We start from the raw sequence: 23,873 nt of genomic DNA on the forward strand, positions 1-23,873 counted from the left end.
ACAAGGGTTAACCCTCCTGCGGTGCAGGAGCGGCAATGGCGTTCAGCACAATGGCCCTGATATCCACGGATGCCGGACAGCTCTTGATGCAGCGACCGCAGCCGACACAGGCGATGTTGTCGCCATGCAGGGAGGGGTAGTAGCTGAACTTGTGTCCAACACGGTTTTTCAGTCGATGAGCCTTGGTGGGCCTGGGGTTGTGACCACTGGCCTCCATGGTGAACTGGGAGGACATGCAGTTATCCCAAGTGCGCAGTCTCACGCCTTTCATACCGAATTTTTCATCGGTGATGTTGAAGCAGTAGCAGGTGGGGCACAGGTAGGTGCATGTGCCGCAACTGATACATTTGGCCGACTGGGCTTCCCAGAAGTCCGCGTCGTCGAACAGCTCCAGGAGTTTGTCCTTGGCGGCCGATACATCCTGGGCTTCGCCCATGGCTGCGTTGGCAGCGTCCTTGACGGAGCCGGCTTCAGCGCTCTTGTCTGCGCCATCGGGCAGGGAGCCTTCATTGAGCATCGCCTCGCCACGATCGGTGACAGACTCAAGCAGCCAGCCGCCGTTGACTGGAATCATCTGGACATCGGAACCAACGGGATCGGCAGGGCCGCCGCCAACCCAGTTGCAGAAACAGGTGGTGGCGGGTTTGGTGCAGATCAGGCTCACAAACAAGGTATTCTCACGGCGTGCCAGGTAGTTGAGGTCTTTGATGGTGTCGGTTTCGTACACTCTGTCGAATGTATTGAATCCGGCGGCATCACAGGGACGTCCACCAACCACAACGGCGGGGGTGTCGTCTCTGCGTTCAGTGACTTCGACCATCACCTTGGCAGGCTGTTCGGGATCTTTTTTGTATTCAAAGGTCAGCAGAGGGTCACACTGCGGGAAGACCGAGCCTCTGGGAGCAGCCGTAGGGCGAACCTCAAGCACGGGGGCCACGGATTCCTGGAAGGGGCTGAATACAACGGCATCGCCTTCACGCATGGGAACCAGGGTGCGGTACTTCCCGTTGAGCTCTGCCAGCCACGGGACGAGTTGGTCAGTTGCAAGGAATTTGGCAGCCATTACCAACCTCTCTCATTGATGTTGTCTTCTTCGACCTTGAATGCCATCAGCGGCGGCTTGGCATCGATCTTGGTGCCGGCCTGGTAGTCGAAGGTGTTCTTGATTTCTTTATTCATCTTGCGGCGGAGCAGCAGGAGCGGGATTCCTACGGGGCAGGAACGTTCGCATTCGCCACATTCGGTGCAGCGACCGGCAAGGTGCATGGTGTGGATCATCTGGAAGAACCACTTGTTCTGCACCGAGTCGTCCTGGGAGAGCCAGTGAGGATCACGGCTCTGAGCTACGCAGTGATCGCGGCAGACACACATGGGGCAGGCGTTGCGGCATGCATAGCAGCGTACACAACGGTCCATCTGGGCGAGCCAGAAGTCCATGCGTTCTTCGCGGGGCTTTTCTTCGAAGTCCAGAACATCCTGATACGGGTCATCGATTTCTGTAGGTGTGCTGTCACCGATGAACACGTCGGACACCAGCGCGCTGTGGAATTCGCAGCGAGTGCACTTGTCTGCGCCGACATCTGCCAGGGAAAGCTCCTTGGTTGCGCCGTCAGCAGTGACAGTGATGGACTTCGGAGTCACATCGACCTTTTCTATATAGTCCAGGGTGCCGATGGTGCGGGCGACCTTCTTGGTGGAGATGACGCCTTCGCAGGGCAGACCGAAAATGGTCAGGTCTTCCCGTACGAGCAGTTTTTCCTGGAGCAGCTCGATGATGGAGCGGCTGTCGCAACCCTTGACCACGATACCGACTTTCTTGCCTTTGAGGCCGGTCAGATATGTGGACAGGTTGTGCACGCACAGCGGTCCCCAGGTCAGCTTGTCCACGTCTTCCTCTGTCCGCATGAACAGCGGGGTGGCGCGCAGGGGGTCAAATCCCTGTTCCCAACCGATGACCACATCCAGATCGGGAAGCTTTTCTTTTATCTTTGCTTTTAATTCGTCCAAATATTGCATGTAATTACTCCATTGAGACCGGTTACATCGCTGCCATGGCGGCTTTGGCCTGAGCCAGCCGTTCGGCGTTGATCTGGGGAGCATGGCCGAGTTCATGAATTTCCTCGGTGAACTTGCTGACCACGGTCTGCCACTTCTGGCCTTCGGATGCCGATACCCATGTGTATGAGAAGCGGCGTTCGTCTATGCCCAGGATGGGAAGGAAGTTTTTCAGGGCTTCCAACCTGCGCCTGGCGTAGAAGTTTCCTTCCGAGTAGTGACAATCACGAGGGTGACAGCCGGAGACCAGCACCCCGTCCGCTCCGTTGATCAGGCTCTTCATAATGAAGAGCGGATCGATGCGGCCTGAACAAGGAACCCTGATGACGCGAAGGTCGGTGGGTTGCTGAAAACGGCCTACACCTGCGGTGTCGGCACCGCCATAGGAGCACCAGTTACAGAGAAATCCGACTATTCGAAGCTCTGTTGCAGCGTCTGCTGACATAAGACATTGACCTCCGCGAGAATCTGATTATCGGTGAAGTGTTGCAATTGAATGGCCCCCTGCGGGCAGGTGGAGGTGCAGATACCACACCCCTGGCAAATGGTCTCGATGACGTTGGCCTTGGGCATGCCGCGGAAATCTATCTCTTCGATAGCGCCGAACGGACATGTCTCAATGCACTTGCCGCAGCCGATACACCGTTTGATGTCGACTTCCGAGATCTGGGGATCGCTTTCCAGCTGATCCTTGGAGAAGAGTGCCAGCACCTTGGCGGCCGAGGCGCTGCCTTGACCGACTGAAGTGGGAATGTCCTTGGGACCCTGGCAACAACCGGCGAGATACACACCAGCGGTGTTTGTCTCAACAGGCTTCAGCTTGGGATGGCTCTCCATGTAGAATCCATAGGAGTCGTAGGAGATGCGCAGTTTCTCGGCCAACTGGGGTGCGCCCTTGGATGCCTCGGCACCAACGGCCAGGACCACCATATCGGCTTCGACTTCAACCTGAGTACCCATGAGGGTATCGGCGCCGCGGACGATGTATTTATCGCCCATGGGGTAGATCATGGAAACACGGCCGCGAATATACTTGGTGCCGTATTCTTCCATGGCACGACGGGTGAACTCGTCGTACATCTTGCCCGGAGCGCGGATGTCCATGTAAAATACATAGGACTGGGACTCGGGCATGTGGTCCTTGGTCAGGATGGCCTGCTTTGCAGTATACATGCAGCAGAAACCGGAACAGTAGGGACGTCCAACGGACTTGTCGCGTGAGCCGACACATTGGATGAAGACCACGTTCTTGGGTTCCTTGCCATCGGAGGGACGCTTGACGTGTCCGCCGGTGGGCCCGGAAGCCGAGAGCAGCCGCTCATATTGCATGGATGTGATGACGTCGGCGTAGCGGCCGCCCCCGTACTCCCCGTAGCGAGTATGGTCGAAGAGATCGTACCCGGTGGCGACGACTATGGCGCCGACAGATTCGGATACGGGCTCGTCCTGCTGCTCGAAGCGAATTGCCTTGGTCGGGCAAATCTTTTCACAGACACCGCATTTGCCATTGGTCAGCTTGCGGCAGAATTCTGCATCAATAGTTGCTTTTTTCGGAATGGCCTGCGGGAACGGAATGTTGATCGCCGTGGTTGTTCCGATTTCTTCGTTGAACACATCGCGGGATTTTTTGGAGGGACATTTTTCCGTGCACAGACCGCAACCGGTGCAGGCTTCCCAATCCACGTACGACGCTTTCTTGTTCACTGTAATATCAAAGTTGCCGACGTAGCCCTGAATTTCGGCTATCTCAGCGTTTGTGTACAAGGTGATGTTCGGGTGCTGGGCGATGTCGACCATCTTGGGGCCGAGAATACAGCTCGAACAGTCAACGGTGGGGAAGGTCTTGTCCAGTTTGGACATCTTGCCACCGATAGAGGGGGTCTTTTCGACCAGAACGACTTCCAGTCCGCCGTCCGCACAGTCCAGAGCCGCCTGGATACCGGCGACGCCGCCGCCGACGACCATGACGCGCTTGTTGACGCTGAAGGACTTCGGGGTAAGACCCTTGTTGTGAACCAGCTTGGCAGCAGCCATACTCACAAGGTCAATGGCCTTTGCGGTATTGGCTTCGGTGTCCTTGCCGATCCAGGAAACATGTTCGCGGATGTTGGCCATCTCAAACATGTATTTATTCAGTCCGGCCCTTTCCACCGTGCGGCGGAAAGTGGGCTCATGCATGCGGGGTGTACAGGAAGCAACGACGACGCCGTCAAGTTTGTGTTCCTTGATGGCTTCGATGATGCCGTCCTGACCCGGTTCCGAGCAGGCGTACATTGTATCGCTTGCAAATGCCACATCAGGCATTTTTCGGGCCTCTTTGGCCACTGTTGCGACATCGACGGTACCTGCAATGTTGCTACCGCAATGACAAACAAAAACTCCTATCTTCATGCTACTCGACGCTCCTTAGCAGTTCAGCTCGTTATGAGGCGTTAGCCTGTTGCGCTTCTTCCATTTTACGAAACGCCTTGGAGGGCGGAACGCACAGCTTGTCCATCTGCAAGCTCTTGGCATCCAGGCCCAGGGCCTTGCCGATGAGCTGTGTATAGTAGAATACCGGCATGTCGTGCTTGCTGCCTGTGAGCGAATTGACCTGGCTCTGTCTGAGGTCCAGGTTCATCTGACACAGCGGGCATGCAGTGACAAAGGCGTGGGCTTCCACGTCTTCGGCGGCGTCCAGCAGTTTGCCGGACAACTTGGCGACGATGTCCTTGCGGGCAACGCCGAAAGATGCGCCACAACATTCAACCTTCAAGGGGAAAGGAGCCACATCTGCGCCCAGGGCGGCCATGAGTTCGTCCATGGCGATGGGGTTCTCACAGTCGTCGAAGTTCATGACTTCAGGCGGTCTGTTCATGATGCAGCCATAATAGGGAGCGAGTCGGAGCCCTTCCAGGGGCTTGACCACTTTTTCGGCGACTTTTTCCACGCCGACCTGCTCGTGAAGGAGCTGAAGGACGGACATGATGGGCAGTTTGTTTTCAACCGGCTTTTCCAGCAGTTTGTTGACCTTTTCCTTGAATGCTTCGTCTTCCATACGGTGACTGGCAGTCTTCAGGTTGGTCAAACAGCTGGGGCAAGGCGTGATGATACCCTGTACGTCCAGTTCTTCGGCCTGGGCAATATTGCGGGCCGAGAGCGCGGAGGAAAGAGTGTGGTCCACGGTGTGTGCCGGGGTCGAGCCACAACAGCTCCAATCGGGAATATCCACCAGTTCGACACCCAGAGCCGCACAGATGGCGCGGGTGGATGTGTCGTACTCGAGGGATGTTCCTAGCCCGGAACAGCCAGGGTAGTATGCGAAAGTAAGGGAAGAACTCACGAGTCGCGCTCCTCATTGTAGCGTTTGAATATATTGGCCACTTCCTGCTTGCCGACGATGCCATGCGGCGTGAAGGCGAGCTTGCCTTTGGGCAAAATTTTGGGGGCCAGATCCGAATCGGTCATGAGCCGACCGGTCTTGGTCATGTAGGAAACCATCAGGCCCATTTCAAAAACCCGTCCGTGCTTTTCCACAGAAGCGAGGAAACTGTCGGTAAAGGTCTTGACCTGAGGTTCGGGTGCCTTGCCTGCGCGGCGGGCCATGTGACGCAGGACGTCCATGATGCGGGCCACATCAATTTCGTTGGGGCACCGGGTCGTGCAGGATTCGCACGTGGCGCACAGCCAGAGGGATTTGCAGGAAAGAACGGTTTCTCGTTGTCCGGCCTGCACAAGGCGCATGATCTGACTGACGGGAATATCATAAAAAGAGGTATACGGGCACCCCGCTGTACAGTTGCCGCATTGGTAGCAAAGACTAACGTTCTGCTTGCTTTCCTTCTCCACTTCGTCGACGAAGTCGGCGTCATAGGAGTTGCTCAGAGATACTATGTTCATATGGTGTGTCCGCAGGGTTTTCGAAGGATGGACATCCTTCAGGTTGAGGTGAATCCGGGCCGCGTTCTCGCAACGCGTTGCACGCTGCCGCAGGCCTGGTTGCCTGAATGAAATGAACTAGTAAAATAAAAGCCCGGGGAAGGGCAACCCTTCCCCGGGAAATCTAAACAGTTTTTTTACAGAGCGGCCTCGTAAATGGCGGCAACGTCTGCATCGGTAGGACAACGGGGGTTAGTGAAACCACAAGCGTCTTTCTGTGCGTTACCAGTCATGGTAGCGATGTCTTTAGCCTTGACGTCCTTGCCGTACTTCTTGCCAAGAGCAACCAAGCCATCGGGGATACCGACGTCGAGGGACAGCTTCTTGATAGCGTCGAGAGCCAGTTCAGCAGCGGCGCGCGGGGACATACCATCGACGTTCTCACCCATGATTTCGGCCATCTTCACGAAGCGGTCGACTTTGGCGATCAGGTTGAAGGCTTCAACATGAGGCAGCAGGATTGCGTTGCATTCGCCGTGGGGCAGGTCGTAGAAGCCACCCAGCTGGTGAGCCATTGCGTGAACGTGACCCAGAGAAGCGTTGTTGAATGCCATACCTGCGAGGTACTGTGCGAAACACATGCCTTCACGAGCAACGATGTCGGAACCGTTGGCAACTGCGGGACGCAGGTGAGTGAAGATCAGTTCGATGGCTTTTTCAGCACAAGCGTCGGTCATCGGGGTAGCGATGGTGGAGACGTAGGCTTCAACGGCGTGAGTCAGGGCGTCCATACCAGTGGCCGCGGTCAGTGCCGGGGGCATGCCAACCATCAGCAGGGGATCATCAAGAGCGATACCAGGAGTGACGCGCCAGTCGACGATAGCCATCTTAACCTTGCGGGAAAGATCGGTGATGATGCAGAAACGAGTCATTTCAGAAGCAGTACCAGCAGTGGTGTTCACTGCAACGTAAGGAGGCATGGGGTTGGTGGACTTGTCCACGCCTTCGTAGTCGTGAATGGTGCCGCCGTTAGCGACGACCAGGCCAACGCCCTTACCGCAGTCGTGAGAGGAACCGCCACCCAGGGTGATCAGGCTGTCGCACTTGCCTTTCTTGTAGACTTCAACACCTTCAGCAACGTTGGCGTCGGTCGGGTTCGGGATGGTCTTGTCGTAGACTTCGTATTTGACTTTGGCGTCATCGAGGATGTCGGTGATCTGTTTCAGGATACCGGTGGCAACGATGCCGGGGTCGGTAACGATCAGGGGCTTTTTGCCGCCGAGAGCAGAAATCTTACCGGGGATCTCTTTGGATGCTCCGATACCGATGAGAGTAACGCTGGGAATGAAGAAACCGTTAACTTGTTCTACTACTGCCATGATACAACTCCTGAAATAGGGTTTAGGGTGAGAAACGGATAAATTCCGTAAAAAATAACCTACGCAGTTGGGTCCTCTTAGAGCAAAGCGTGTGCCAAAAGTAAAAGCCCTTGTTAAACAGGCGGTTATCTTTTTAGGATGGATTTCCCATTTCAAGTTTGGGGCAAAATGGCCCATGTAATTGATGGAGCTTGTACTATGTTAGTCGTAGTCGAGAAACTTTTTCTCCGAATGTACAGTGACTTGGAGAGCTGTGTGTCGTTTTGATACAGTTTTTGGGGGAGGATGGGTCAAAATGTCTTGAGGGGCTATACGCTTTCGATCCCGTATTTTTGAATCTTGCGGTAGAGTGTTTTTCTACCGATCCCAAGAGCGTCGGCAGCCTTTTGCCGGTTGCCAGTATATATAGATAATACACGAATGATGTGCTCGCGTTCAACGCTTTCGAGAGACATGGGAGGACTTGTCGGTTCAGGGTCGTTGCAGGTTCCGACGACCTCGGGGGGAAGGGTGTTGTCCGTGATCACGTTGGTGTCAGACAGAATCAGGGCGCGCTCCAGAACATTGCGCAACTCCCGGACATTGCCCGGCCAGTCGTAATTGAGCAGGTGGTGCAAGGTCTTTTGCGGCATGACAGCCGGTTCCTGGCCCGGGCTCAGCAGATTCAGGAAGTGCTCGACCAGCAGGGGGATGTCCTCTTTCCGCTTTGAGAGTCGCGGAATGTGGATGTTGAAGACATTGATGCGATGGTACAGCGCCTCGTTGAACTCGCCCTTTTCCACGGCCTTGCCCAGATCGCGGTTGGTGGCAAACAGGAAGCGGACGTCAGCCAGGCGTTCTTCGTTGTCGCCCATACGGCGATAGGTCTTTGTTTCCAACAGGCGGAGCAGGGAGGCCTGTACGTCGTCCGGCAGATCGCCTATTTCATCCAGAAAGAGGGTACCCTTGTGCGCAACGGAGATGAGGCCGTCGTGGCCTTCTGATGCGCCGGTGAACGAGCCTTTCTTGTGACCGAAAAGCTCGGACCGGACCATCTCCCGTTGCAGCATGGCGCAGTTCTTGATGATCAGGGGGTGAGCGGAGCGCTTGGAACGGCTGTGGATGGCGTGGGCCACCACGTCCTTGCCTGCGCCGCTTTCGCCGGTGATGAGGACCGGCACTTCCGACGGGGTCAGCTTCTCAATAAGAAAATTGATGCCCTTGATGGGGTCGGAACGACCGATGAGGTGGGTTTTCTGGGTGGTGTTTTCCTGAGTGTGTCGCAGCCCGCGGTTTTCACGGTGCAGACATACCCGTTGGTAGGCGCGATCCAGAACCAGCTCCATGCGGTCGAGCTTGAAGGGCTTGGTGATGTAATCAAAGACGCCCAGACGCATGGCCTCCACAGCGCTGTCTATGTCTCCGTGACCCGTGATGAGCACGAACTCCAGATCCTGCTGGGTCGATTTGAACTCAGTATATAAATCCATGCCGTCTGCGTCTGGCAGGCGGATATCCAGAATGATGACGTCATACCGCGTCTTGGACAGAAGCTGGCGTGCTCGCTTGGCGTCTTCAGCGGTGTGCAGGATGCGTTCGCTGGATTCGAGCTCCCTTTTCAGGAGTCTGCGGATGGATCGTTCATCATCCACGACAAGGACATTATAGGGTGACGGCATGCACTAATCCTGTTGAATGGGAAGGGTTACCCTGAATAGTGAGCCTTTCCCGGTTTCACTGAGCACGTCAATTTCGCCGTTGTGCTCCTTGACGATGTTGTAGCAGGTGGACAGCCCGATACCGATGCCTTTGCCAACCGGTTTGGTGGTAAAGAACGGGTCGAACAGGCGATCCTGGATCGCGGGCGAGATACCCGATCCGGAATCCTCCACTTCAAAGACGATGGCGCCGCTGCTGATCATGCGGGTGCGGACGCTGATGGTGCCTTCCTTGCCCTGCAGGGCGTCGGTGGCGTTGGTCATCAGGTTGAGCATGACCTGTTTCAGCCGGGGTTCATCCGCATAGATGAGCGGCAGGTCTTCACTCAGGTCGATGTCCAGAGTGAGCTTGCGCGAGCGTTTCAGGTGGTAGCCCAGGATGTTGAGCGTTTCCTTGACGACACCGTTGACGTTGACGATGCCGAACACCGAGTTGGCCGGATGCCCGAAGTTGAGCAGGCTTTTCACGATTTCCTGGCAACGGTTGCACTCTTTGAGAATGGTATCCGTGTATTCTGCGAACTCTTCCTTAAGGTCTGTGGGAACGTCTTCGGGGAGCTTGTCCAGACGGCGTTGGATGCCCTCGGCGTAGCCTGAAATGGCCATGAGCGGGTTGTTGACCTCATGGGCGACGCCTGTGGCCAGGGTGCCGACCGTGGCCATTTTTTCTGCCTGATAATATTTGGCCTGGTATTCTTTTTCCATGGTCACATCGCGCTTGAAAATGAGTACCCGGTTTTCCGAGCTGCCCGTGCTTTTCAGCGGAGACGCGATCATTTCGAACTGGTGTTTTCTTCCATCGATGCGGAAGAAGGCCAGCTCCTTGCACACCTTGTTTGTGGACAGGGAGCGGAATGCCGGACACTCGGGACAGGCGTCAACCGAGTTGCGGAACAGTTCGTAACAATACTTGCCTTCAGGCTCTACACCCTTGAACAGTTTGCGAAAGACGTGGTTCACGGAGATGATGCGCAGATTTTCCGAGAGAACCATCATGACGTCGGTAATGCCGTCCAGGATGGCTGCGATTTCCCTGCGCTGGCTTTCGGATTCCTCGTTGGCCGCTTGCAACTCCTCGATGGTGTGCTGGAGTTCCTGGAAGAAACCGAGCTTTGAGTGCTCGATGCCTATTAGGTCACTGAGTGTCGTTGACGGAGTCATTACCAGGCCTCCTCACAGATGGTCATGAGATCTTCCCAGGTTGCCGGTCTCGGGTTAGTGAGATGGCAGGCGTCATGGGTGGCCGTGACACAGATTTTTTTCAAAGTTTCCTTCTCGGGCACGAGGTCGCGTAAACGGGTGTTGATGCCCAACTCCACAAACAGCTTTTCAAGGCAGTCTATGCCCAGCACCGCTGCTTCCTTGGTGGAGCAGATGTGGGAGCCGGAGATGATCCTGCCGATTTCGCCCATTTTGCCGACGCAGGAGGGGAGGTTGTAGCGCATGACCTCTGGCAGGAGCACGGGGTGGACCCAGCCGTGGAGCACATCGCAGATACCACCCAGAGAGTGGGCCAGGGCGTGAAGCGATCCAAGACCCGCGTTGCTGAAGGACATGCCCGCAGCGGTAGAGGCGATGGACATCTGCTCCAGCGCCTTGAGGTCGCGGTCTTCGGCAGCGGGCTTGATGTTGTTGATGATCAGTTCGATGGCCTTGAGCGCCTGCATTTCAGTGAACGGGGAGGCGAGCTTGGAGACATAGGATTCCACGGCGTGTGCCAGGGCGTCAATGCCTGCCGCCAGAATGAGGCTGCGGCTCTGTGTGATCAGGAGTTGCGGGTCGATGATGGAAATGTTCGGAACGAGGGAGCGGCTGATGATGGACATTTTCACTTCGCGCTCAACATCGGTGATGATGCAGAATTGGGAAATGTCCGAGCTGGAGCCTGCGGTGCTTGGTATAAGGATCATGGGCGGCAGGGGCCGCATGATGCGGTTGGCGCCTTCGTAGTCGCGAATCTGGCCGCCATTGCCCGCTATGATGCCGATGCCTTTGGCTGTGTCCATGGCGCTGCCGCCACCGAGTGCGATGATGACATCACACCGTGCTTCGAGGTACTGCTTGGCGCCGCTGTGAACCTGTCTGTCACGTGGGTTGGAGTTGACGTCATTGAAGTAGACACACTCCAGATTGTTGGCTCGCAGGATGCCCTTGACCAGATCAACCCAGCCTGACTCCTCAACGCCTGAATCGCTGACAAAAAAGATTTTCTGCGCACCTACGCGCTTGGCACACTCTGCCAGATGCGTAATGGAACCGCTGCCGAAAATAATATCCGGGATGGCAAATTTTGTACTGATCATGATGGATAATCCTGCTCCCTGATCGTCGATGTGTGGCGATCATATAGTGATAATACCGAATTTCGCCGCCACAGTGAACGTCATTTCAGGGCAATTTGCAATATCTTTCCCACGAGGCTCCTGATCCGTACAGCAGAGAGACTGGGGTGTCCGTTCATTGATAAGGGCGTTTGAAGAACCCGAAAAGGGCCCTTTTCCCTTGTTTGATCTATTGCTGAACGGAGTTCGGCGGTTGGAGACAACGCCTTTGGCGGTGCAGGTCTGGTGAACCGCATATTTCTTTTTTCAGTTCCAATCTATAATTGTATTTTAGTGAGTCCTCTCTACCATGGAGAGAGTTGTTTATCAGAGTATGGTGGAGGGTAGAATGAAACGCATTAGTGCGCTTTTGGGATGGGGCATAATACTTGTCGGGGCATACTGGTTGTCGCGCTTGAATGTGGTCGTGTTTCATTCCGCCATTGAGCTTTTCAGCATTACCGTTTCCATCTGTGCGTTCATGGTTGGTTGGAACTCGCGCCACTTGAACAAGAATTCGTATCTGGTTTTCATTTCCATCAGCCTCCTGCCCATCGCCGTGCTGGGCTTCCTGCATACTATTTCGCTGGAATCCATGGACGTTTTTCCCGGACACGGCGCAGACATCCCGATACAGTTCTGGGTCATTACCCGATATCTCATCGCCATCAGTTTTCTTCTGGCTCCCGTTGTCATCGGCAAACAGGTTCGATTCGTAGCCGTATTGGTCGGATTTTCCGCGGTGGCCGCGTTAGCCTCGGCCGCTGTTTTCCTTAATGCGTTCCCTGTGTGCTACCAGAAAGGCGTTGGATATACACCGTTTAGAATCTTTTCCGAATACATCATGATCGGCCTGTTTTGTCTCGCTGCATGGTCGCTCTACAGAAAACGTCATGTGTTACTCAACGATATCTGTGGTCTGACGCTTGGCGCGATGGCGCTCTTTATCATGCGAGGATTGGTTTTTGTCGGTTTTCAGGGAACCTATGATTTTGTTTATTATCTGGAACATGTCTTCGAACTCATTGCCTATTACCTGTTGTATCTCGCCATTGTCAGGACCGGTATCAAAAAGCCGTATGAGAGCCTTTCGAGAGACCTGATCAGCAGTGAACATCGGTATCGGACGCTTTTTGCGTTCAGTCCTTTCGGGATCATTCTCATTGAACCGAAGACCCGGGCCATCCATATGGCAAATGACAGTTCCCGGAACATGTTCGGGTGTGGGCCGGATGACCTCCCCTTTGAATGTGTGGAGGATTTGCATTCGGATGAATTTCGTCAGTCAGCCATGGAGGTCTATGCCGAACACGCGAGTAGGAAGACCTGCAAAACAAGCGGTGTGCTCTTTCGCAAGGTGGACGGAACAACCTTTTATGCCGATGTAACGACCTCGGCCATGGAAATGAACGGCAAGGTTCTGTTGGTCGTCTTCCTTGAAGATGTGACAGAGAGCCGTGTTGCGCAGGAAAAGCTGCGAAAGAGCGAACGGAGGAGCAAGGAATTTGTCGCCGCTTCGCCTGTCGGTATTTTCGCCATAGATGAGCATGGATGGTATAAGGAGATCAATCCGGCTGGGTGCGCCATGCTCGGGTATACGTCCGAGGAACTGCTGACCATGAATATGGCGGATGTCGATGCTTCGGGCGAGGGCGATCTCGACAACATGCTGGAGACGCTTTTTGACGCCGGCCAGTTCAAGGGCGAGCTGCGGGTGAGACGTAAAGACGGTTCCTACAGGGATGTCATGCTGGACGCGGTCTTGCTTGATGACGGGTTCTTGCTCGCTTTTTGCGAGGACATCAGCGACCAGAAACAAGCGGAGCGGAAGCTGCGTGAGAGCGAAGAACGTTTCAAGGCGCTGCACAACGCCTCTTTTGGCGGGATTGCCATCCATGACAAGGGGATCATTCTGGAGTGCAATCAAGGCTTGGCCGAGACCACGGGATATACGCTTGAAGAGTTGACAGGCATGGATGGGTTGCTGTTGATCGACGAGTCCTATCGGGATCAGGTCATGGCAAATATCCTTGCTGAAAACGAGGAGCCTTACGAAGTCCAGGGCGTGCGAAAGTCCGGGGAAGTGTACCCTGTGCGGCTCGAAGGGAGAAATATTCCTTACAAGGGAAAGCGGGTCCGTACGGTTGAATTCCGGGACATCACCCAGCAGAAACAGGCTGAGAAGGCGCTGCTGGAGAGTGAAGCCCGATTCCGCTTGCTCTATATGGACGCGCCCGTTCCCTACCAGTCGCTGGACGCCAAAGGGAACATTCTCGAAGTCAACAGGAAGTATTGCGACGTTCTAGGCTATGAACGGGAGGAACTGCTGGGCAGGAACTTCAGCGAATTGCTGCACCCGGAGTGGCAACAGCATTTTGTTGATAATTTCCCACGTTTCAAGGCTGTTGGTGAGATTCTGGGGGTTGAATTTGAAATGCAGCGAAAGGATGGAGAGTATATTCTCGTAACCTTTAACGGGCGTATCGGAAAGCAGCCCGACGGCCAGTTTCTCCAAACCCACTGTGTGTTCCGGGATATTTCAACGGAACGGGCTACCGAAGATCATTTGATTCAGGCAAAGAATGCAGCCGAGGCGGCCAGTCAGAGCAAATCCGAATTCCTTGCCAACATGAGTCATGAGATTCGCACTCCGCTCAATGGCGTGCTGGGTATGCTGCAACTGCTGCAGACCACTTCCCTTGATTCGGAGCAGCATGAATATATCCATCTGGCTGTCCAGTCATCCAGGCGATTGACCCGTTTGTTGTCGGATATACTGGACTTGTCCAGAGTGGAGGCCGGGAAGCTGGTTCTGTTGAACGAAGCGTTCAGCCTGAAGGAGAAGCTGGAGGAAGCCGTTGAATTGTATCGCCCCTTGGCCATGCAGGCGGGCATTGAACTGCTTTTGAATCTGGACCCCGAACTTCCTTCTTGGGTGACGGGAGACCCAACACGTTTGCAGCAGGTGCTGGCCAATCTGGTGGGTAATTCCATCAAGTTTACCACGGAGGGGAGTGTGTCGGTCTCCGTCACTCCCTTGTCCGACGCGTATGTCGACAATCCGGGCATTCTTTTCTCGGTGGTTGATACCGGTATCGGGATACCGGATGACAAACTCGGCAAACTCTTTTCGGCGTTCACCCAGGTCAGCGAAGGGTACTCGAGAAAGTTCCAGGGTGCCGGGTTGGGTCTGTCCATCTGCAAGCGACTCGTGGACCTCATGGGTGGGGGCATCGCCGTTGAGAGCGAAGTCGGCACAGGAACGTCCGTGCATTTTCGCATCCCGTTTCGTGAGGTGGCGGCTCCGGTTGAGGACACGCCCGGCACGGATATTCCTGCTCAAAAGTCCATTCATTCGGCTGGTTCATCATCCTTGTATATCCTGTTGGCCGAAGACGACCGCGTCAGTCGACTGACTGCCATGCGTCAACTGGAAAAGATGGGACATATGGTTGTGCCTGTCGTCAATGGAAAAGACGCCATTTCCGCATTGAAGGAGAGTCGTTTTGATCTGATTTTGATGGACGTGCAGATGCCGGTCATGGATGGCCTTGAGGCCACCCGAACCATTCGTGACGGTGCAGTAGGCGACCGCGCCAGGGATATCCCTATCGTGGCGTTGACCGCCTATGTCATGGATGGCGACAAGGAACACTTCATGAAGGCCGGAATGACCAACTATCTTTCCAAACCGGTGGACATGCAGAAATTGACGAAAGTGCTTGAAAAACTGTTTCCTGACACCTGATGTCTGTCGGCCACCCCAGGCTGACGTGAAAGCATAAGGCAGTGCCCCGCAGAGAATGGTCTCTGCGGGGCACTGTTTTGTTCGGCTTCAGGGTTAGTTCTGTTTCATGGGGATGTCGCTCCCCTTTTTGACCACGGCCGGGTCCCATGCATAGCCCTTGAATCCCTGTTTGAAGAACAGGGCATACAGGACCGGGCAGAGGACCAGGGTCAGGATCGTGGCAACGGCCAGGCCGGACATGATCAGGTTGGCCATGGGGCGCCACATTTCGCCGCCCTGCAATGAGAGCGGGATCATGCCGATGATGGTGGTCGTGGCGGTCATGATGATGGGACGCGAGCGTTCCATGGCCGAAAGCACGATGGCATCGGCCAGCTCAAGCCCTCGGCCACGCTGAATCTCTATGCGGTCAATGAGCATGATGGCGTTGTTCACGATGATGCCCAATAGCGAGATCATGCCGAGCATGGGCATGAACCCGAAGGGCGCGTTGGTGGCCAGCATGCCTGTGGAGATGCCGATCATCATGGGCGGCAGGGTCAGCAGGATGATGAGCGGGCGTCTGATCGAGTTGAACTGGAAGATGAGGACGAGCACGAGCAGGCCCATGGCCAAGGGCATGTTGGCGTTGATGGCCGCCTGGGATTCCGCACTCTTTTCGAACTCGCCGCCGTACTCGACCGTATAGCCAATGGGCCATTGATCATCGGCCATATAGGTTTCCAGAACCGGACGGACGTTGCGGAGGATGGAGAGGGCAAAATACCCGTCGGCCACATCCGCCTTGATGGTGATGGCCCGTGACTGATCCCTTCGTCTGATGTCGGACGGCTGCCAATCCAGCCGTGTGGTGGCTATCTGGCTCAGGGGTACGCTGGTGCCGTTTTCATAGGAATAGACATTGAGGCTTTCGAGCTTGTCCAGGTGCCCACGGAAACCGCCGTCGTTACGCAGCATGATCGGGATGACCGTGTCGCCGTCGCGATAGTCCGAGGCACGCAGGCCGCTCATGGAGGTCTGGAGGCTGACGGCTACGTCAAAGCTGGACAGTCCTGCTTCACGCGCCTTGTCCTGATCGACCTCCACCATCATTTTCTTTGTCCATTGGCCCCAGTCGTCCCAGACACGGGTGATGCCCGGCTGGTCTTCGACCACCCCCACGATCTTGTCACGCAGGGCGTACAGGGTGGAGATGTCCGGGCCGGAGAGCCTGATTTGAATGGGCGCGCCCACCGGCGGGCCGTTCATGAGTTTCTTGAGGCTGACGTCGGCATCCGGGAAGTTGGTATCCAGTTCTGCCCGGGTACGCTTGATGATGCCGTCGACGGATTCAACTGATTTCGTGTTGACCACGAACGTTGCCAGGTTGTCGTTCTGTTGTTCCAGGTTCACAGGCAGGTACCAGCGGGGGCCGCCATGGCCCACGAAGACACCGACGCTGGCCACGTCTTCATCGGCCAGCAGGAATTTCTCCAACCGGGCCACACGTCTGTTGGTGGTGGTGATATCCGTGCCGTAAGGCTGCCAGAAATCAATGGTGAACTGGGCTCGCTCGTTTGGAGGGAAGAACATCTTGGGTACGAATTTAAAGGCCCAGAACGCCACGCCGCAGCACAGGAACATGCCCACGATGAACGCGGTCCGATTGCGCAGGCAGGCCAGCAGGAGAGCGCGATATGCGCGGTACAAACGGCTGGTATAGGTCTGTATGATGATCTTCGGCTTGAGAATGTAGTAGCACAACATGGGCACCATGGACATGGACAGCCCCCAGGAGCAGACCAGTGTCAGGGAGACCACCACGAACAGGGATGCACAGAATTCGCCGACCGGATGTTCGGCCATGGGAATGGGCAGAAAGGCGAACACGGTGGTCAGGGACGCGGCCAGCAGCGGCATCCACAGCTCGGACACAGCGCCGGTCACGGCCTTGAGGCGGTCTTCGCCTGAAGCCAGACGGACCAGGATGGCTTCGGAGACCACGACCCCGTTATCCACCAGAATACCCAGTGAGATGATGAGCGAGGCAATGGAGATGCGTTGGAGGCCTACGTCGAAATAGGGCATGAGCGCGATGCACCCGAGCATGGCCATGGGCACCAGCGAACCGGCGATGAAGCCGGTGCGCAGTCCGGCAAACAGCAGGATGATGACTACAACAAAGACAAATGATTCCACAAGGTTGATCATGAAATCGTTGATAGCCGCGTTGACGTAGTCCGGTTGGAAGACCACGATTTCGGCATCGAGCCCCTGATACATGTCGGCGCGCAGTTCTTCGAGGCGTTTGGACACGCGGTCACCCAGTTCGGTGATGTTGCCGCCGTCTGCCATGGATACGGCCAGCATCAGGCCGGGTTTGCCGTTGAACCGGGTCATGTTGGACGGCGGGTCGGCAAAACCGCGGGAAACGGTCGTCATGTCGCTGAGACGAACGGAACTCTTTTGTCCCGGAGGCCGCAGGGCCAGGGAGTATATGTCCTCCACGCCGTTGAACTCGCCGGTCGGTTCGATGGTGATCCGTTCCGGGCCGACCTGGCTGGAACCACTGGGCTGGATGGTGTTCTGGCTTTCGATCATCTGGGCCAGCGCAAAGGGGCTGATGCCGGCGGCAGCCATGCGCGAGTTCGTGAAATCGACATAGATGCGTTCGGCCTGGACGCCCCAGCGGTCCACCTTGCCCACGCCTTTGATCTTGAGCAGTTGATCGCGCATGTCGTCTGCCGCGTCCTTGAGCTCTCGGTAGGAAAACCCATCGCCGGTCAGGGAGATGACAATGCCGAAGACGTCGCCGAATTCGTCATTGACCATAGGAGTGTAGGCCTCGTCTGGCAGATTGGGTTTGGCGTCGTCCACCTTGTTGCGGAGTTTCTGCCAGATGGGGGTCATGTTCTTGATGGAGTCGAGGAACTCCACCTTGACGATGGACAGCCCGGTCATGGACTGGGATTCAACGGTCTTGACTTCGCTGATTTCGCGGATCTTCTCTTCAAGCTTGTCCGTGACGAGCTCTTCAACGCGCTGGGGGGATGCACCGGGGAACACCGTGGTGACAATGGCCGTGCGGATGATGAAATCAGGGTCTTCATCCTTTGGAATGGAGAAGAACGTCATCACTCCGCTGACCGCGATGATCAGGAAGAGTGCTATGGAGGTGCGATTGTTTTCAATGCACCATCTGGCGAGATTCATGGCTAGCCTTCCTCACCGTTTTTATGAAAGCGCACCTGAAGCCCTTCCTTGAGTCGGTGCACGCCGCGGATGACGATGATGTCTCCGGGGTTGACGCCTTCACGAATTTCAAGGCCCTGTGAGGAGAGATCGCCCACTACCACCGTTTTCTTGGAAACTGTGGAGTCCTTGGTGTTCACCACCCAGATGGAGCGGGTGCCGTCGGTTTCGCCGAGGACCGCTACTGCGGGCAGGTAATACACATCTGTTGTTGATTCCCGTCCAAGGAAATCCACATGGCCGGACATGCCGCTTCGGACCAGCTTCTCCTTGTTGTCGAGGTAGACTTTGACCGGGTAGGTTGACCCGGAGGCGGAGTCCACGCTGACTTCCATGACCGTGCCTTTCATCCTGTGCCCCGGCAGGGCGTCGAACAGCACTTCCACGGGATCGCCTTCGTGCACCTGCGAGATCAGAATGTCGGGAATGGCCACGTACATCTTCATCTGGCGGCCTGCGTTGAACGACGCCACGGACTGTCCCGCAGAGACGTTCTGGTGAATTTTGCTTTCCACTTTGCCGATCCATCCATCAAAGGGGGCGCGCAGTGTCGTGTAGTTCAGGTGTTTGCGCGCTATTTCGAGTTTTTTGGACGAGGCACTGAGTTGGGCTTCATACGATTTGAAGTCCGCTTCTATCTGGTCCAGTTCGCCTCGGGAAATGACCCCGCGCACAAACAGCTCGGTGTTGCGTTTCATGTCGGCTTTTGCGCGGACGTAGTTGGCGCGGATCTGTTCCAGGTTGGCGTTGGCCTGCCGTACTTCCAGTTCATAATCAGCGGGATCAAGCCGGGCTATGATTGCGTTCTTGCTGAATCGACGGCCTATCTGATCACCGGGGAAGGCTATGATCTTGCCCCCCACCCGAAAGGAAAGGTCCGTCTCAAGGGCGTCTTCGGCGACGCCTGCGAAAGTCCACTGCTTGCCCTGGTTGAATGCGCTGACGGTCATGGTCTTGACCGGGCGAATCGGGGCTTTCACTTCGGCCGGTTTCTTGTTGCAGCCCTGTATGATGAACAGGGAAAGCACAATGGCGAGAACGGTGAATTTATGCATTATGCAATCTCCATATGCAGCCCGAGAAGGCCGCGGATGCGTGTTTGCAGGATGGGGGTGATGGTCTCCAGATGGTCCGCGTATGAAGTCCACCCAAGACGTTTGGTTATGATGGATTGGCATTCGAGAAATTTGATGATGATGCCGATGATGCAGTGAGAGCTGATAAGCACATTTTCTTTTGGAGTATCGGGCGGAAGGACCGTTTTAACGAGTATCCGCAAAGCGCTCAGGGTTGGATCAAAGAACTCTCTTTCCAGCTTGGGATAGAGTTCGGAAGGGTACGCCATTTCCCGCGAAATAATGACTGCCCGCCAGAGGTAATTGATATCAGACAGGAGCGTGTTCACCAGCTGGCCGACAAACCAGTTGACAACCAGCGCTTTTTTGGCCGTATCGGAGCCTGCCTTGTCCAGCCTTTCCTGTACCTCTTCGTATGACGGGAATATTTCATCCCGCACCTCTATGATCTCTTGCATTATGGCTTCGTACAGTCCGGCCTTGCCGCCGAAATGATAACTCACCGTGGCGAGATTGACCTCGGCCTCGGTGGCCAGCGTGCGCATGCTGACGCCGCTGTATCCGTATTGGGCGAATAACCGCGCACCGGTCTCCAGCAACGTGGCCCTGGTTTCTTCGCCCTGAATTTTTTTACTGACCTGTGACATACTCGATACTCCTGAATGCGGCATGCGATTTTGCCATGCTTTAAGGGAATTCTTACAGCTATACATAGATTATGTCAAACGTTCGTTTTGTATAAAATTAAAAAATAATAATTGTATAAAGGTAATAAAATTAGTGTGTTATGTTTGTATTGGCGCGCAGCGAGAGATCGAAAGTGGGTTTTTTGCATACTGTTTTGGAGCCGGAGGCAGGCGCGTAGTGCGCTCGATGCCCGACGCGTTATTTTGGCTCAGTTCAGCACTTGATGCCTTCGATCGAGAGGAGTTTTTTCTTGGTTTCCAAGCCAAGGGCATAGCCGGTGAGTGTGCCGTTGCTGCCGATGACACGGTGGCAGGGCACGATGATCGGGATGGGGTTTTTAGCGTTGGCCATACCGACGGCCCGGCAGGCGTTGGGGTTGCCAATGCTGATGGCAATGTCCTTGTAGCTGCGAACCTGACCAAAGGGAATGGCGCGCAATGCAGCCCAGACCTGTTGCTGGAATGCGGTCCCCTGTGGATTGAGAAGGACGTCGAATCGAGTCAGTCGGCCATCGAAGTAAGCCAAAAGCTGTTCTTTTATCCCGGCAAAAAAAGTCTCGTCCTGCACCCAGTCCTTGTTGATTTCAACAGTCCGGCTACTCTGTTCGGTGTTCATGTGCAGGGTGGTCAGACCTTCTTCGTTACCCACTAAGGCTATCTCGCCGACGATTGTATTGAATCGGGTGTACCGCATCTCGGTTCTCCATTTTCGGTTTTTGACAAGGCCGGAGGCACAGGCTGTTTATTGTTGTCGTGTGCGCCGGTTTGCATAGGGACCGCATAAAAATCCGCGTCCCGGTGTAGGATCCAGGGTTTTCCCGCTCTCTGCAAGTGGTTTTTGCAAGGGAGGGGATGATTGTAAAAAATCCAAATTTCACAATTGAAAGAGCATTTTTTTCCAAATTTTTTACTTAGCAATGATGGGGAGAGTGTGTTTAATCAATGATTATAGGTCGATCTTCATAAAAACTGAGCGTATACTCAGTTTGGGAGTTTTCTTTGACATGTGAAGAAAAGAACAAGTACAAGCGAAGAGAAACTGAGTGAGCACTCGGTTTTCGAGAATAAGGATGGATACGCCACTTGAAGAAGAAAGAAGCCATACTCAAAGTAGCCACGGTGCTGTTTGCGCATCAGGGGTTTGCAGATACGTCGGTTCATGAACTGGCAAAGCTGACCGAGGTTGCCGAGGGAACCATCTTCTATCATTTCAAGAGCAAAGAAGGGTTGCTGCTGGCTATCCTGGAGAAGACCAGAGACGAGATAGTTAACCAGTTCGAACAGTTTTTTGAGAACAGACCGTTCGAGTCCGGTTTCGAGATGGCAGAGGAGGTCGTCTCGTTTTATCTTTATCTGGCTGGATTCATGGAAGACAAGTTCCTTTTGCTGCACAGGCATTTTCTCTACAAATTCTCCGAGTCCAATCCGGAGTTCAGGGAAAACCTTGAGGCAATTTACAACTGTTTGGTCGATATCTTCGAGAAAGCTATCACCAAAGGACAGGAAGACGGTTCCATAAATCAGGAAATCCATTCCCGAAAATCCGCGCTCATTCTTTTTACCATGGTAGATGGTCTGGTTCGGTTCAAAAACTACAACTTGTATGATGCGGGTGCGTTGTTCAACGAATTAATGCGAACATGTCGTAGAATGTTGCAGGCTTCATAGAGGAAGAGGTTGAATGCTTACTAAAATTTTCCCGTTTATTGACTGGTTCAAAGGGTACAACATGGCAGCGTTTCGCGCGGATGCCATTGCAGGGCTGACTGTTGCCCTGGTGCTCATTCCACAATCCATGGCGTATGCTCAACTGGCCGGTATGCCCGCATATTACGGTCTGTACGCTTCTTTTCTTCCACCGCTCGTCGCTGCGCTGTTCGGCTCCAGCCGTCAGTTGGCTACCGGTCCGGTGGCTGTTGTCTCACTCATGACGGCAGCATCGCTGGAACCGCTAGCCACGGCCGGAAGTGAAGGGTACATCGCCTACGCCATCCTGCTCGCGCTCATGGTCGGTCTGTTCCAGCTCCTGCTCGGCGTGCTCAAGCTCGGGTTGGTGGTCAACTTTCTGTCGCACCCGGTGGTTAACGGCTTCACCAATGCCGCGGCCATCATCATTGCCTCTTCCCAGCTCTCCAAGATGTTTGGCGTGTATGTGGACAAGGCAGAGCATCATTACGAAACGATCATTCGTGTGGTGGAAGGGGCTTTTCACTATACCCACTGGCCAACATTGGGCATGGGGGTACTCGCTTTTGCCATCATGATCGTGCTTAAACGGTTGAATCCGAAGATTCCCAACGTGCTGGTCGCGGTTGTCGTGACCACGGCGCTGTCCTGGGGCCTGGGTTTCAATCATGATGCCAATGTCTCCGTGGCAAGCATTCAGGATACTGCGATTCAGCAGTCCATCACACAGTTCAATTCCACCATCTCGGGGATTGAAGCTCTGTCAACCGAGCGTACCGCGCTCAACGGCCAGTTGGACAAAGCCAAAACCGACAAAGACCCCGTGCGTGTTCTCGACATGGAGCACGACATCAATGTGGTCAACGTCCAGATTTCCCGACTCAAACTTGAGGCGCACACGCTCCGTGAAGCGCTGCGTTCCACGTTGTTTGAAGGCGTGGAAGAAGCGGGCGGAAACATGGCCTTCTATGTCCAGGGCGCAGTACCTGCCGGTATGGAAGGCGATGGTCGAGTCTGGCGCGTGAAGGTGGGAAACAACACGCTTGATACCTCCAAGCTGAAGATGATGGGCGGCGGCGCAGTTGTTGGCACGGTGCCCTCCGGTATCCCGTCCATCTCCGCACCGAAGCTGGACCTGAAGGTCATGCTGCACCTGTTGCCTTTTGCGGCCATCATTTCTCTGCTCGGTTTCATGGAAGCCATTTCCATCGCCAAGGCCATGGCCGCCAAGACCGGGCAACGTCTTGATCCCAACCAGGAACTTATCGGTCAGGGCCTCGGCAACATCCTCGGCGCCTGTGGCAAGTCCTACCCCGCATCCGGTTCATTCTCCCGATCGGCGGTCAACCTGCAGGCCGGGGCTGTCTCCGGTATGTCCAGCGTCTTTACCTCGCTCATGGTCGTTATTGCCCTGCTGTTCTTCACGCCGCTGCTCTATCATCTGCCTCAGGCAGTGCTGGCCGCAGTCATCATGATGGCCGTCATCGGGCTGATCAACGCCTCAGGTTTCATCCACGCATGGAAAGCACAGTGGTATGATGGCGCCATCTCCATTCTCTCCTTTGTCTGCACATTGGCTTTTGCCCCTCATCTGGACAAGGGCATCATGGTCGGTGTGGCGCTTTCCCTGGCAGTATTCCTGTACAAGTCCATGCGTCCCAAGGTCGCCAACCTGTCCCGCACCGAGGACAAAGCCCTGCGTGACGCCACAGCACACGGTCTTCGTGAATGCCAGCACATCGCGCTGGTCCGTTTCGATGGCCCGCTGTTTTTTGCAAATGCCAGTTTTCTGGAAGACCAGATCACTGATCGTATGGTAGCAAGTGACAAGCTCAGACATATCATTATCGTGGCCAACGGCATAAACGACATCGACGCATCGGGCGAGGAAGCGCTCTCCCTCATTGTGGATCGAGTTCGCGCTTCCGGCCTGGATATCTCCATGTGCGGTGTTAACGAGGCGGTCATGGCCGTGCTTGAACGCACCCACCTGTTGGAGAAGATCGGTGAAGATCATGTCTATCCGACCATGGAATCCGCCATCTGTGCCACGCACGAAAATGCACACAGGGATGGCCTGGAAGATAACTGCCCGCTGACAACCGTTTGCCGTCTCACCTAGTCGGGACGAAAAGG

At 55.0% G+C, this 23,873-nt stretch carries 17 protein-coding genes; 3 read left to right on the plus strand and 14 right to left on the minus strand.

Annotated features, from left to right (window positions below; all coding sequences use genetic code 11):
* Nucleotides 1-7: 7 nt before the first annotated feature.
* The 10 genes from SRBAKS_RS15180 to SRBAKS_RS15225 all read right to left on the minus strand — a co-directional run bounded on the left by SRBAKS_RS15180 (nucleotide 8) and on the right by SRBAKS_RS15225 (nucleotide 11,292).
* Nucleotides 8-1,063 carry a 4Fe-4S dicluster domain-containing protein gene (locus SRBAKS_RS15180; protein WP_229591735.1) on the minus strand — a complete coding sequence of 352 codons (1,056 nt, stop codon included), beginning with the start codon at nucleotides 1,061-1,063 and terminating at the stop codon, nucleotides 8-10.
* Entirely contained in the window at nucleotides 1,063-2,016 is a 954-nt protein-coding gene (locus SRBAKS_RS15185; RefSeq protein ID WP_229591736.1) for a 4Fe-4S dicluster domain-containing protein, read from the minus strand. Before SRBAKS_RS15185 ends, SRBAKS_RS15180 begins: the two co-directional genes overlap by 1 nt.
* A 22-nt stretch (nucleotides 2,017-2,038) precedes the next feature.
* Complete coding sequence (locus SRBAKS_RS15190; RefSeq protein WP_229591737.1) at nucleotides 2,039-2,500, minus strand: hydrogenase iron-sulfur subunit; 462 nt, start codon at nucleotides 2,498-2,500, stop codon at nucleotides 2,039-2,041.
* Nucleotides 2,467-4,446, minus strand: coding sequence for a CoB--CoM heterodisulfide reductase iron-sulfur subunit A family protein (locus tag SRBAKS_RS15195; protein WP_229591738.1), 1,980 nt, complete (start codon nucleotides 4,444-4,446; stop codon nucleotides 2,467-2,469). Before SRBAKS_RS15195 ends, SRBAKS_RS15190 begins: the two co-directional genes overlap by 34 nt.
* 31 nt (nucleotides 4,447-4,477) lie before the next feature.
* A complete protein-coding gene (locus tag SRBAKS_RS15200; protein ID WP_229591739.1) occupies nucleotides 4,478-5,377 on the minus strand; it encodes a CoB--CoM heterodisulfide reductase iron-sulfur subunit B family protein in 900 nt (299 codons plus the stop codon).
* A complete protein-coding gene (locus SRBAKS_RS15205) occupies nucleotides 5,374-5,934 on the minus strand; it encodes a 4Fe-4S dicluster domain-containing protein (RefSeq protein WP_229591740.1) in 561 nt (186 codons plus the stop codon). The genes SRBAKS_RS15200 and SRBAKS_RS15205 overlap by 4 nt, the downstream gene beginning before the upstream one ends.
* 176 nt (nucleotides 5,935-6,110) lie before the next feature.
* Nucleotides 6,111-7,292 (minus strand): iron-containing alcohol dehydrogenase, encoded by a 1,182-nt coding sequence (locus SRBAKS_RS15210; protein ID WP_229591741.1) that lies wholly within the window; start codon nucleotides 7,290-7,292, stop codon nucleotides 6,111-6,113.
* A 308-nt stretch (nucleotides 7,293-7,600) separates the two neighbouring features.
* The gene (locus tag SRBAKS_RS15215; RefSeq protein WP_229591742.1) at nucleotides 7,601-8,950 is read right to left on the minus strand and encodes a sigma-54-dependent transcriptional regulator; all 1,350 of its coding nucleotides are present in this window, start codon (nucleotides 8,948-8,950) and stop codon (nucleotides 7,601-7,603) included.
* Nucleotides 8,951-8,953: 3 nt separating this feature from the next.
* A complete protein-coding gene (locus tag SRBAKS_RS15220; RefSeq protein ID WP_229591743.1) occupies nucleotides 8,954-10,150 on the minus strand; it encodes a two-component system sensor histidine kinase NtrB in 1,197 nt (398 codons plus the stop codon).
* Nucleotides 10,150-11,292 (minus strand): iron-containing alcohol dehydrogenase, encoded by a 1,143-nt coding sequence (locus SRBAKS_RS15225; RefSeq protein WP_229591744.1) that lies wholly within the window; start codon nucleotides 11,290-11,292, stop codon nucleotides 10,150-10,152. Before SRBAKS_RS15225 ends, SRBAKS_RS15220 begins: the two co-directional genes overlap by 1 nt.
* A gap of 367 nt (nucleotides 11,293-11,659) precedes the next feature.
* On the opposite strand from SRBAKS_RS15225, the gene SRBAKS_RS15230 reads away from it, so the two are divergent.
* Nucleotides 11,660-15,058 (plus strand): PAS domain S-box protein, encoded by a 3,399-nt coding sequence (locus SRBAKS_RS15230; RefSeq protein WP_229591745.1) that lies wholly within the window; start codon nucleotides 11,660-11,662, stop codon nucleotides 15,056-15,058.
* A 93-nt stretch (nucleotides 15,059-15,151) separates the two neighbouring features.
* On the opposite strand, the gene SRBAKS_RS15235 is transcribed toward SRBAKS_RS15230, so the two are convergent.
* The 4 genes from SRBAKS_RS15235 to SRBAKS_RS15250 all read right to left on the minus strand — a co-directional run bounded on the left by SRBAKS_RS15235 (nucleotide 15,152) and on the right by SRBAKS_RS15250 (nucleotide 20,745).
* On the minus strand, nucleotides 15,152-18,250 hold the full coding sequence (locus SRBAKS_RS15235; protein WP_229591746.1) for an efflux RND transporter permease subunit: 3,099 nt from the start codon (nucleotides 18,248-18,250) through the stop codon (nucleotides 15,152-15,154).
* Nucleotides 18,251-18,252: 2 nt separating this feature from the next.
* Nucleotides 18,253-19,344, minus strand: a complete 1,092-nt coding sequence (locus SRBAKS_RS15240) for an efflux RND transporter periplasmic adaptor subunit (protein WP_229591747.1) — start codon at nucleotides 19,342-19,344, stop codon at nucleotides 18,253-18,255.
* Nucleotides 19,344-20,012, minus strand: a complete 669-nt coding sequence (locus SRBAKS_RS15245; RefSeq protein ID WP_229591748.1) for a CerR family C-terminal domain-containing protein — start codon at nucleotides 20,010-20,012, stop codon at nucleotides 19,344-19,346. Before SRBAKS_RS15245 ends, SRBAKS_RS15240 begins: the two co-directional genes overlap by 1 nt.
* A 253-nt stretch (nucleotides 20,013-20,265) precedes the next feature.
* Nucleotides 20,266-20,745 carry a methylated-DNA--[protein]-cysteine S-methyltransferase gene (locus SRBAKS_RS15250; protein ID WP_229591749.1) on the minus strand — a complete coding sequence of 160 codons (480 nt, stop codon included), beginning with the start codon at nucleotides 20,743-20,745 and terminating at the stop codon, nucleotides 20,266-20,268.
* 389 nt (nucleotides 20,746-21,134) lie between these two features.
* Here SRBAKS_RS15250 and SRBAKS_RS15255 point away from each other — a divergent pair, with 389 nt between their 5' ends.
* On the plus strand, nucleotides 21,135-21,719 hold the full coding sequence (locus tag SRBAKS_RS15255; RefSeq protein ID WP_229591750.1) for a TetR/AcrR family transcriptional regulator: 585 nt from the start codon (nucleotides 21,135-21,137) through the stop codon (nucleotides 21,717-21,719).
* Between the two features lie 13 nt (nucleotides 21,720-21,732).
* A complete protein-coding gene (locus SRBAKS_RS15260; RefSeq protein WP_229591751.1) occupies nucleotides 21,733-23,859 on the plus strand; it encodes a SulP family inorganic anion transporter in 2,127 nt (708 codons plus the stop codon).
* Nucleotides 23,860-23,873: the final 14 nt, after the last annotated feature.

The sequence above is a fragment of the Pseudodesulfovibrio sediminis genome (assembly GCF_020886695.1).
Classification (GTDB): domain Bacteria; phylum Desulfobacterota; class Desulfovibrionia; order Desulfovibrionales; family Desulfovibrionaceae; genus Pseudodesulfovibrio; species Pseudodesulfovibrio sediminis.

What these genes read in the sequence shown, in the direction of transcription:
- SRBAKS_RS15215 (WP_229591742.1), bottom strand. Translation starts at nt 8,950, where the DNA reads ATGCCGTCACCCTATAATGTCCTTGTCGTGGATGATGAACGATCCATC.
- SRBAKS_RS15245 (WP_229591748.1), bottom strand. Translation starts at nt 20,012, where the DNA reads ATGTCACAGGTCAGTAAAAAAATTCAGGGCGAAGAAACCAGGGCCACG.
- SRBAKS_RS15195 (WP_229591738.1), bottom strand. Translation starts at nt 4,446, where the DNA reads ATGAAGATAGGAGTTTTTGTTTGTCATTGCGGTAGCAACATTGCAGGT.
- SRBAKS_RS15185 (WP_229591736.1), bottom strand. Translation starts at nt 2,016, where the DNA reads ATGCAATATTTGGACGAATTAAAAGCAAAGATAAAAGAAAAGCTTCCC.
- SRBAKS_RS15240 (WP_229591747.1), bottom strand. Translation starts at nt 19,344, where the DNA reads ATGCATAAATTCACCGTTCTCGCCATTGTGCTTTCCCTGTTCATCATA.
- SRBAKS_RS15225 (WP_229591744.1), bottom strand. Translation starts at nt 11,292, where the DNA reads ATGATCAGTACAAAATTTGCCATCCCGGATATTATTTTCGGCAGCGGT.
- SRBAKS_RS15230 (WP_229591745.1), top strand. Translation starts at nt 11,660, where the DNA reads ATGAAACGCATTAGTGCGCTTTTGGGATGGGGCATAATACTTGTCGGG.
- SRBAKS_RS15260 (WP_229591751.1), top strand. Translation starts at nt 21,733, where the DNA reads ATGCTTACTAAAATTTTCCCGTTTATTGACTGGTTCAAAGGGTACAAC.
- SRBAKS_RS15180 (WP_229591735.1), bottom strand. Translation starts at nt 1,063, where the DNA reads ATGGCTGCCAAATTCCTTGCAACTGACCAACTCGTCCCGTGGCTGGCA.
- SRBAKS_RS15235 (WP_229591746.1), bottom strand. Translation starts at nt 18,250, where the DNA reads ATGAATCTCGCCAGATGGTGCATTGAAAACAATCGCACCTCCATAGCA.
- SRBAKS_RS15220 (WP_229591743.1), bottom strand. Translation starts at nt 10,150, where the DNA reads ATGACTCCGTCAACGACACTCAGTGACCTAATAGGCATCGAGCACTCA.
- SRBAKS_RS15210 (WP_229591741.1), bottom strand. Translation starts at nt 7,292, where the DNA reads ATGGCAGTAGTAGAACAAGTTAACGGTTTCTTCATTCCCAGCGTTACT.
- SRBAKS_RS15190 (WP_229591737.1), bottom strand. Translation starts at nt 2,500, where the DNA reads ATGTCAGCAGACGCTGCAACAGAGCTTCGAATAGTCGGATTTCTCTGT.
- SRBAKS_RS15250 (WP_229591749.1), bottom strand. Translation starts at nt 20,745, where the DNA reads ATGCGGTACACCCGATTCAATACAATCGTCGGCGAGATAGCCTTAGTG.
- SRBAKS_RS15205 (WP_229591740.1), bottom strand. Translation starts at nt 5,934, where the DNA reads ATGAACATAGTATCTCTGAGCAACTCCTATGACGCCGACTTCGTCGAC.